Origin of the sequence: Caballeronia sp. (assembly GCF_049581465.1) — a bacterium.
Taxonomy (GTDB): Bacteria; Pseudomonadota; Gammaproteobacteria; order Burkholderiales; family Burkholderiaceae; genus Caballeronia.
The window spans coordinates 1-6,924 of record NZ_JBAUSA010000576.1; the positions used below are offsets into that span (position 1 = coordinate 1).

Here is a 6,924-nt window from a genome sequence, read left to right on the forward strand (position 1 = left end):
CCTCGAGGTCCTGAATGAGGAAGGTCTGAGCCCAAATACAGAGACTCTCGATGAAAGACGTGACACGCTCAAACAGAGCTTTATCGAGGAGCAAGGTTATTGGGACGCATCGTGGGATGCCCTGCTAAGCCTTGATCCGGATTTTTTCGAGGCGCACGCGCAATTTTCGGCGATCCCCTGGCGGGCGGGCCATCTTGAACCGAAGATCAAGGAACTCGTGCTATGTGCACTGGATGCGGCGGCGACACATCTGTACAGGCCCGGCATAAAGACACACATGCGTAATGCCATTCGCCTTGGCGCCACACAAGACGAAATCATGGAAGTACTCGAGATCGTCAGTGTCATCGGAATTCACGGCGCGCTGATCGGTGCCCCGATGCTTGAAGAAAATTTCGGTTCGTCAAACGTGGCTTAGAAAGTACGTGCCTTCGGCGGCACCGATGCGACTGTCAGCGGTGCCATGTGAACGGGCTTGTAGTCAATGCGGTCACCGCTCGCCGTGCTATGCGGCGACCATGAGCGCTCCTAGCTCGGACCGCGCAACTTCGACGAAAGCCGACATTGCGCTCGAAACGTAACCGTCGTGTCGTCGAATGAAAAGCGTCTCGACGTGTGCCTTTTCTGGAGCGATCGCGTGGATGGCAACGAGGTCCTGTTCCGCCGCGCTCGAAACGACGCCTCGGGGCAGTAGCGTGATGCCGATACCGGCTGCAACGCACGCAATGATCGCGTCCATCGAGCCAAATTCGAGGGGCGTTGCCGTGAGGATGCCCATTTCAGCCAGGAGGGCCTCAAGCCGCTGGCGGTATGAACAACCGAGGCGGAAGACAATCGTCTTGAGATCCGGGACTGATCTGAGCGGTTCGAGCGAGCGCATGGTACGCGGCGTAACCAGGACCAGCTCCTCCTGAAAAACCGCCTCGGTGTGGAGGTCGGGATGGTCAAGCGGTCCGGCTACGAACGCTCCATCGAGTCGACACTCGGCAACGTCTGCCGTCAGGCTGCAACTCGTGCCAGTGACGAGGGATAACCGAACCTGAGGGTACATTCTCGTAAAGTTGCTCAGTATCGGCGAAAGCCGCAGCGCTGCCGTGGTCTCGAGCGTGCCCAATGCGAGCGTGCCCTTCGGGGGACCATCATCCAGCGCCGCTAGCTTGGCGTCCGCGACAAGCTTCGCAATTCGCGCAGCGTACGGGAGCATCCGCTGGCCCGCCGGCGTCATGCTTACACCACGCGCATGCCTCTGAAAGAGGGCTACGCCGACCTCTCTTTCCAAAGCCCGGATTCGCGCTGTCACGTTTGACTGGACGGTATGCAACTCGGCACCTGCCCGGTTCATGCTTCCATGACGGGCCACTGCTTCGAATACCTTGAGGTCGGCGACGTCCATGCTTTGCACCTTTACGAAAGACCCAAAATTTCCACAAAGCCTGCGCCACCACAAACGCAACCTTCCTAGCTCACGATATTCGACAAAGCGTATCTATCTCAACGCTCAGCCAGCCATGGTAGCGACTCGATGCCGACCCTGCGTCGCCGCACTTTAAGCCGCCTACACTCGGGCGGCCATGTGAATGCGACGTCTATGCTACACCAGAGCGAAATTGAGCGCCCGCCCGCAGCCATACCCATCAGACAGTTCGGCGCCTCGCGGACACGGCTCACTAAGCGTCGGCCCCAAGAGCGCCGCGTGATCAGCCTGGCTTCGTCGACTTGAAGTCCTCTCCGTTGATCCTGCTGGAAATGCTGATATTTTCCGGCGGATGTTCGTGCAAGATGACGTTGATAATCTTGGGATCGGAGCCGATTGAGTCGTGCGTGACCTGGATGATGTCCCGGAGGAGTTGTTCACGACGCTCAAGCGTCAAACCTGTCTTGATGTGGCATTCGATAAAAGGCACGATATTTCTCCAGGAATTCCTATTTGAGACGTTCGATGAGTTCTTTGTCGTTCGCCGCGCCTTCGGCGTACTCCGGAAGGTGCTCGCCATGTTCGACGAAGTTGATTCCCCGTCCTTCGCGGATCACGAGAAAAATGTCGTTCTTCGTCTCGCCTGTCGCTTCGCTGACTACTCGCAGCAGGCCGGCAGCAAGTTGCCGCTTTTGTTCATCGGTTCGTCCAAATCGCATATCACAAGAAATAAGGGCCATGTATATCTCCTAAAGACCGCTAGGGTTATTGAATTCCCGGATGTTTCGCCGGGAACCGTGGTTCTGGACTGACCTTCGCCAGGAGTTGCATCAACTCCTTAATCGGGTGTTCATCCAGCGTCGCGACCAGATTGATGATCTGGTCGCGAAGTTCCTGATCCGCGTATTGCTCGCTCAACCAGTTGAATTTTTCGACCGTGCGCTCCCACGTGAACGGACTATCGAGGCCACCTTCGAAGCCGACGTGCTCCTTCGCGAACACGCGGCCGTCCTTGCACTTGATCGTCACCCTGACGTTTAATGCGTGCGGATACTGCGCCGAGAATTTGGCGTCCGGTCGCACTGTCACCTTCCTGAGCAGCGCTTGTGCGTCAGGCGCCTGGACCCGTTGCGGGTCAAGTTGAGCAGGCCCCACCTGATCATCAAGCAATGCCGCTGCAATCAGATACTTAAGGTTGTAGTCGGCCTGCTCTTTAGTCTGTGGATCGTCCTTCGGGCCAAAGCTGCCGCCGCCCGCAATGTCGAATCCGCTCTGGAATATGTCACAGAGGACTTCGTCCACCTCGTCGCTCTTCACGTCGTTCTTGCGCTTGAGATCGAGCGTCGCCTCAAGTACGGGCTGACCATGAATGAGGGAGCAATACTTCTTCATGATGGTCTGGTGAATGATCTCCAACCCGTGATCGTCCCAGTCCACATCGATAGGCTGGTCAAACATTCGCACCAATCCATTGGGCCCTTCGAAGAGGCGAAGCGGACCCGTGAAACCGCGCTTCGCAAGCGACGCGGAATACACGGCGCGCATGCCCGTGATGGCCGGCGAAAAGCCCTTCCACTGCGAGACTGGCTCGGAGTGGACACACGTCAACGACACGTTGTCGACCGTCGCGATCGCGATTGCATGGGCGATTTGATCCGCGTCGAGACCGAGCAGTTTGCCCGACCCCGCGGCAGCCGATACCGCCAACTGGATGGCATGGTTGAACCCTTTCGCCATGACCGGGACAATCGCGGTGATGCGGCATCCAATCTCGTACGCGACTGCGAGGGCGAGCATGAAGTCCTCGCCACTTGCAGATGCATGGTCGGCCGCAGCCAGGATCGTGCCGAAGTTGTCACTGGGGTGACAGAGCCCTCCCGGAGACATATAGCTGTCGAGCAGATCCACATAGCGAACGAGACCCGTGTTGTACAGCGCAGCCTGGTCCGGCGACGTTGTGCCGCCGCCGATCAATGAGCACGTTCCCGAACGGCCGTACTCGTCGAACTGCTCTCGAAGTGCCTTGAACTGCGTCCCGGGTAGCGCGGCGATCGCGCAGCCCAGACTGTCAAGGATATTTCGCTTGAACAAAGCCCGGGACTCCGGCGTGAGGTGATTGGCACGGGCATCGTAAGCAAACGTTCCGATACGTTGAACGGTTGTAGGAGTACTCATTTGACGAAGGCCTCAAAAAAAATGGTAAGTCACCGCCCCGGGTGACAACGCAATCGATACGCCAAGCATTGACGCAAATTCGCACCATTCAAAACGAATATCAAGCGATATGTATCGCGTGCAGCGATCTCTTTCGCTGATAGCTACTCTGTTCCCAAACGCAGCGGCAGCAAAGCCCATTCGCTTGCAACACACTCTTTACCCCTGAAGAACAGTGCCCCCGCGCGGTCTGGGTCCGAGCCATGTCCCACGAGTCATCAATCGGGTTGATTTTGTCTTGCATGGAAACTTTCCGTTGATCAGGTCATCGGGTCTTTGGGCGCGCCCGATTGTGCACGCCCCTGCGTTCGATGCTCGATGAAGCGGGCCACTTCGATATTTGTATCGCAATGTATCTACCCGTCCGAGAGATACGCAACATTGCAATTGGCCGGTCGCTCGACACACGCCAGATACCTCCGCTGAGTCAAATGCATCGGCGCTGGATTCCAGATGCTTCGTATGGCAGATCCTCACCCGACCTGATGTTCGTGCTCCTTGACATCCGTACGTGGTGGCATCTCATCCGTGATGCGTTGTGTATCGGATGCGATTTAGTCGCAAGGGATTGACATTCTGAATTGTGCCGGTATTATGCATCGCACCCGATTGCATCGAATGCGATCAAGAAGAACCCCTTACCCCCCCTCCCCGGAGACGAACATGAACAGCAAGTACGCGGCCGTTGCGGCCACCTTCGCACTCTCGCTCACCGTCCTCGCGACCAGCGCCCATGCCGACGCGCCGAAGAAGCCGCAGGAAAAGTGCTTTGGCGTATCTCTCGCCGGCAAGAACGACTGCGCCGCTGGCGCCGGTACCACTTGCGCAGGAACGTCCAAGGCCAACTATGAAGGCAATGCGTTTGTGCTCGTCGACAAGGGCACCTGCACCCAGATCAAGACACCCAAGGGCTACGGCACCTTGAAGGCCACGTCATGATCGCGACCTCCAACCGTAAGATCGTCCCGACAGCAAGCAACAGCGCAGCAACCGCCAGCCGGACTCCGGCCGCATTGCTGTCGCGCTTACTGCCGCCGGCCCTGCTGCTGCTCGTCGCCCGTTTCGGCATTGCTGCGGTCTTCTTCCTCTCCGGACGCACGAAGGTGGAAGGACTCCTGACGATCAAGGACTCGACCTACGAACTGTTTCGCACGGACTACGCGTTGCCGCTCATTTCGCCGGAGCTTGCCGCGCATCTCGCGGCCTACTCGGAGCATCTGTTCCCGATCCTGCTCGTGTTCGGACTGTTCACGCGGTATGCGGCACTCGCGTTATTCGGCATGACTGCGGTTATCGAGATCTTCGTGTACCCCGATGCGTGGCCGACGCACCTGAGCTGGGCGGGTCTGCTGCTGCCACTCATTGCCAGTGGTGGCGGAAAGTGGTCGCTCGACTATCTCCTGCGCCCCAAAGCGCCAGGCGCGCTTCGATAGCCCTCGTGCCCGACACACGCAGTCGAGTGCCATCAACCAAGTTACGTAGCTAAATCAAGCAATTCCAGCCAACACATCACAACAAGAGGCCAGCAGGCCTTCGGAGAATCACTATGCGAATGTTATCGACCCTTGCCATGGCCACCATGGCGCTGACAGCCTCCGCGATAGCCTCGGCGGCCACGCCCGACACACCCCCGGGCGCGAAGAACATCGTCATCGTCCACGACGCGTTCGTCGACGGTTCGGGCTGGCATGTCGTGCACGACATCCTCATCCACAAGGGCTACAAGGTGACCGTTGTCCAGGAACCGCTCACGACGCTCGATGCAGACGTCGCTGCCACCCGCAACGTGATCGATGCCCAGGAAGGCCCGGTCGTGCTGGTAGGCCACGGTTATGGGGGCTCGGCCATTACGATTGCCGGCGCTCGACCCAAAGTGAAGGCGCTCGTCTATGTCGCAGCATTCGAGCCCGACGTAGGCGAAACCGTGAAGCAGCTTTCGGCTTCAATGCCTGAGCCGAGCGACGACATCCGTCAGAGCCGCGACGGGCACCTGCTCTTCGACGCCGCCAAGTTCGGAACGGATTACGCGGGCGACCTGGGAGCCAACCGCACCAACTTCATGGCCGTCTCGCAAGTGCCGACAACCACAGCAGCCTTCGGCGGCGCGCCGTCGTCGGTGGCCGCATGGCACGACAAGCCAAGCTACGCAGTCCTGGCTACCGATGACCTCGCGCTCAGCCCGGACCTGCAGCGCTGGATGTACAAGCGCGCGGGTTCAAAGGTGACCGAAGTCAAGGCGAGCCACGCGGTCTACATCTCGCAACCCGAAGCCGTGGCCCAGGTGATCGAGGACGCTGCACTGGCCGCCAAATAAAGCTGATGCTGTAAGCATCGGCCTCTCTTAACGAATCGAGCACTTCACCCCTAACCACTCTGGAGAAATCATGAACACCATCGTCAAGTCCCGCATCAGCTTCGCCGCCGCAGCAGCGCTTATCGCACTGGCCTCCGCATCGACCATCAGCACTGCGAACGCAGCCGGTGCAGAACAGCCCGGTCGATGCTATGGCGTGAACGCATGCAAGGGGCAGGCCCTGTGCGCGACTGCCAAGAACGACTGTAAAGGTCTTAACACCTGCAAGGGCAAGGGCGTAGTCGTGAAGCTGCCGTCCGCGTGTCTCGCGGCAGGCGGAACCCTGACTGAGCCGAAGTAACAGCCTGACTGGCCCGGTCGCTGATCCCCTGGCCAGTCACTCCCAGCAAGTCTTAGCCGAGTACGCGCGATGCCCGCTTCCAACCCTCTCTTCTCAGGCTACGGCCTTGGCCTGCGCAAGGAACACTATTCCGATTTCCTGGAGACGGCCGTACCGGTCGACTTCGTCGAGGTTATCTCCGAGAACTTCATGGTGGAAGGAGGTCACCCCCGCCACATCCTTCGCCAGATGCGCGAGCGGCACCCCGTTGCGCTGCACGGCGTTTCCATGTCGATCGGCTCGGCAGACGGACTCGATCGCGACTATTTGCGCCGGCTGAAGTCGCTGGTCGACGAGATTGAACCGCTCTTCGTCTCCGATCATCTGAGCTGGTCCCGCATTGACCGCTTCAACTCGCACGACCTGCTGCCCATCCCTTATACCGAGGAAGCGCTGGATCAGGTCTGCGCGAATATCGCGATGGCGCAGGATGCGCTGGGTCGCCCCATGCTAGTCGAGAATCCCTCCAGCTACGTCAACTTCGGCGGCGCGACGATGACCGAGTGGGAGTTCATCTCGGCCATGTCAAAGCGTACGGGTTGCGACCTGTTGCTGGACGTGAACAACATCTTCGTGAGCGCGACGAACCACGGCTTCGACGCC

The 6,924-nt window shown here is 59.0% G+C and carries 10 protein-coding genes; 6 read left to right on the forward strand and 4 right to left on the reverse strand.

What is annotated here, in order from left to right; all coding sequences use genetic code 11:
* Positions 1-418 (forward strand): carboxymuconolactone decarboxylase family protein (locus WCA53_RS14165; RefSeq protein WP_423911262.1); only part of this gene is annotated, 418 nt, incomplete at its 5' end.
* Positions 419-505: 87 nt separating this feature from the next.
* Here the strand turns inward: WCA53_RS14165 and WCA53_RS14170 are convergent.
* The 4 genes from WCA53_RS14170 to WCA53_RS14185 all read right to left on the reverse strand — a co-directional run bounded on the left by WCA53_RS14170 (position 506) and on the right by WCA53_RS14185 (position 3,589).
* Positions 506-1,393: a LysR substrate-binding domain-containing protein gene (locus WCA53_RS14170; RefSeq protein ID WP_423911265.1), complete on the reverse strand. Its 888-nt coding sequence runs from the start codon at positions 1,391-1,393 to the stop codon at positions 506-508.
* Positions 1,394-1,697: 304 nt separating this feature from the next.
* A complete protein-coding gene (locus WCA53_RS14175) occupies positions 1,698-1,904 on the reverse strand; it encodes a tautomerase family protein (protein ID WP_423911267.1) in 207 nt (68 codons plus the stop codon).
* A 19-nt stretch (positions 1,905-1,923) separates the two neighbouring features.
* Complete coding sequence (locus tag WCA53_RS14180) at positions 1,924-2,154, reverse strand: tautomerase family protein (RefSeq protein ID WP_423911269.1); 231 nt, start codon at positions 2,152-2,154, stop codon at positions 1,924-1,926.
* A 25-nt stretch (positions 2,155-2,179) separates the two neighbouring features.
* The gene (locus tag WCA53_RS14185; RefSeq protein ID WP_423911271.1) at positions 2,180-3,589 is read right to left on the reverse strand and encodes an MmgE/PrpD family protein; all 1,410 of its coding nucleotides are present in this window, start codon (positions 3,587-3,589) and stop codon (positions 2,180-2,182) included.
* Positions 3,590-4,291: 702 nt separating this feature from the next.
* Here WCA53_RS14185 and WCA53_RS14190 point away from each other — a divergent pair.
* The 5 genes from WCA53_RS14190 to WCA53_RS14210 form a co-directional block, all read left to right on the forward strand.
* Entirely contained in the window at positions 4,292-4,567 is a 276-nt protein-coding gene (locus WCA53_RS14190) for a DUF2282 domain-containing protein (RefSeq protein WP_423911273.1), read from the forward strand.
* Positions 4,564-5,061: a DoxX family protein gene (locus WCA53_RS14195; protein ID WP_423911276.1), complete on the forward strand. Its 498-nt coding sequence runs from the start codon at positions 4,564-4,566 to the stop codon at positions 5,059-5,061. The genes WCA53_RS14190 and WCA53_RS14195 overlap by 4 nt, the downstream gene beginning before the upstream one ends.
* Positions 5,062-5,174: 113 nt before the next feature.
* Positions 5,175-5,942: an alpha/beta fold hydrolase gene (locus WCA53_RS14200; RefSeq protein ID WP_423911279.1), complete on the forward strand. Its 768-nt coding sequence runs from the start codon at positions 5,175-5,177 to the stop codon at positions 5,940-5,942.
* A gap of 70 nt (positions 5,943-6,012) precedes the next feature.
* Complete coding sequence (locus tag WCA53_RS14205) at positions 6,013-6,282, forward strand: hypothetical protein (protein ID WP_423911281.1); 270 nt, start codon at positions 6,013-6,015, stop codon at positions 6,280-6,282.
* A gap of 69 nt (positions 6,283-6,351) precedes the next feature.
* Positions 6,352-6,924 (forward strand): DUF692 domain-containing protein (locus WCA53_RS14210; RefSeq protein ID WP_423911283.1); only part of this gene is annotated, 573 nt, incomplete at its 3' end.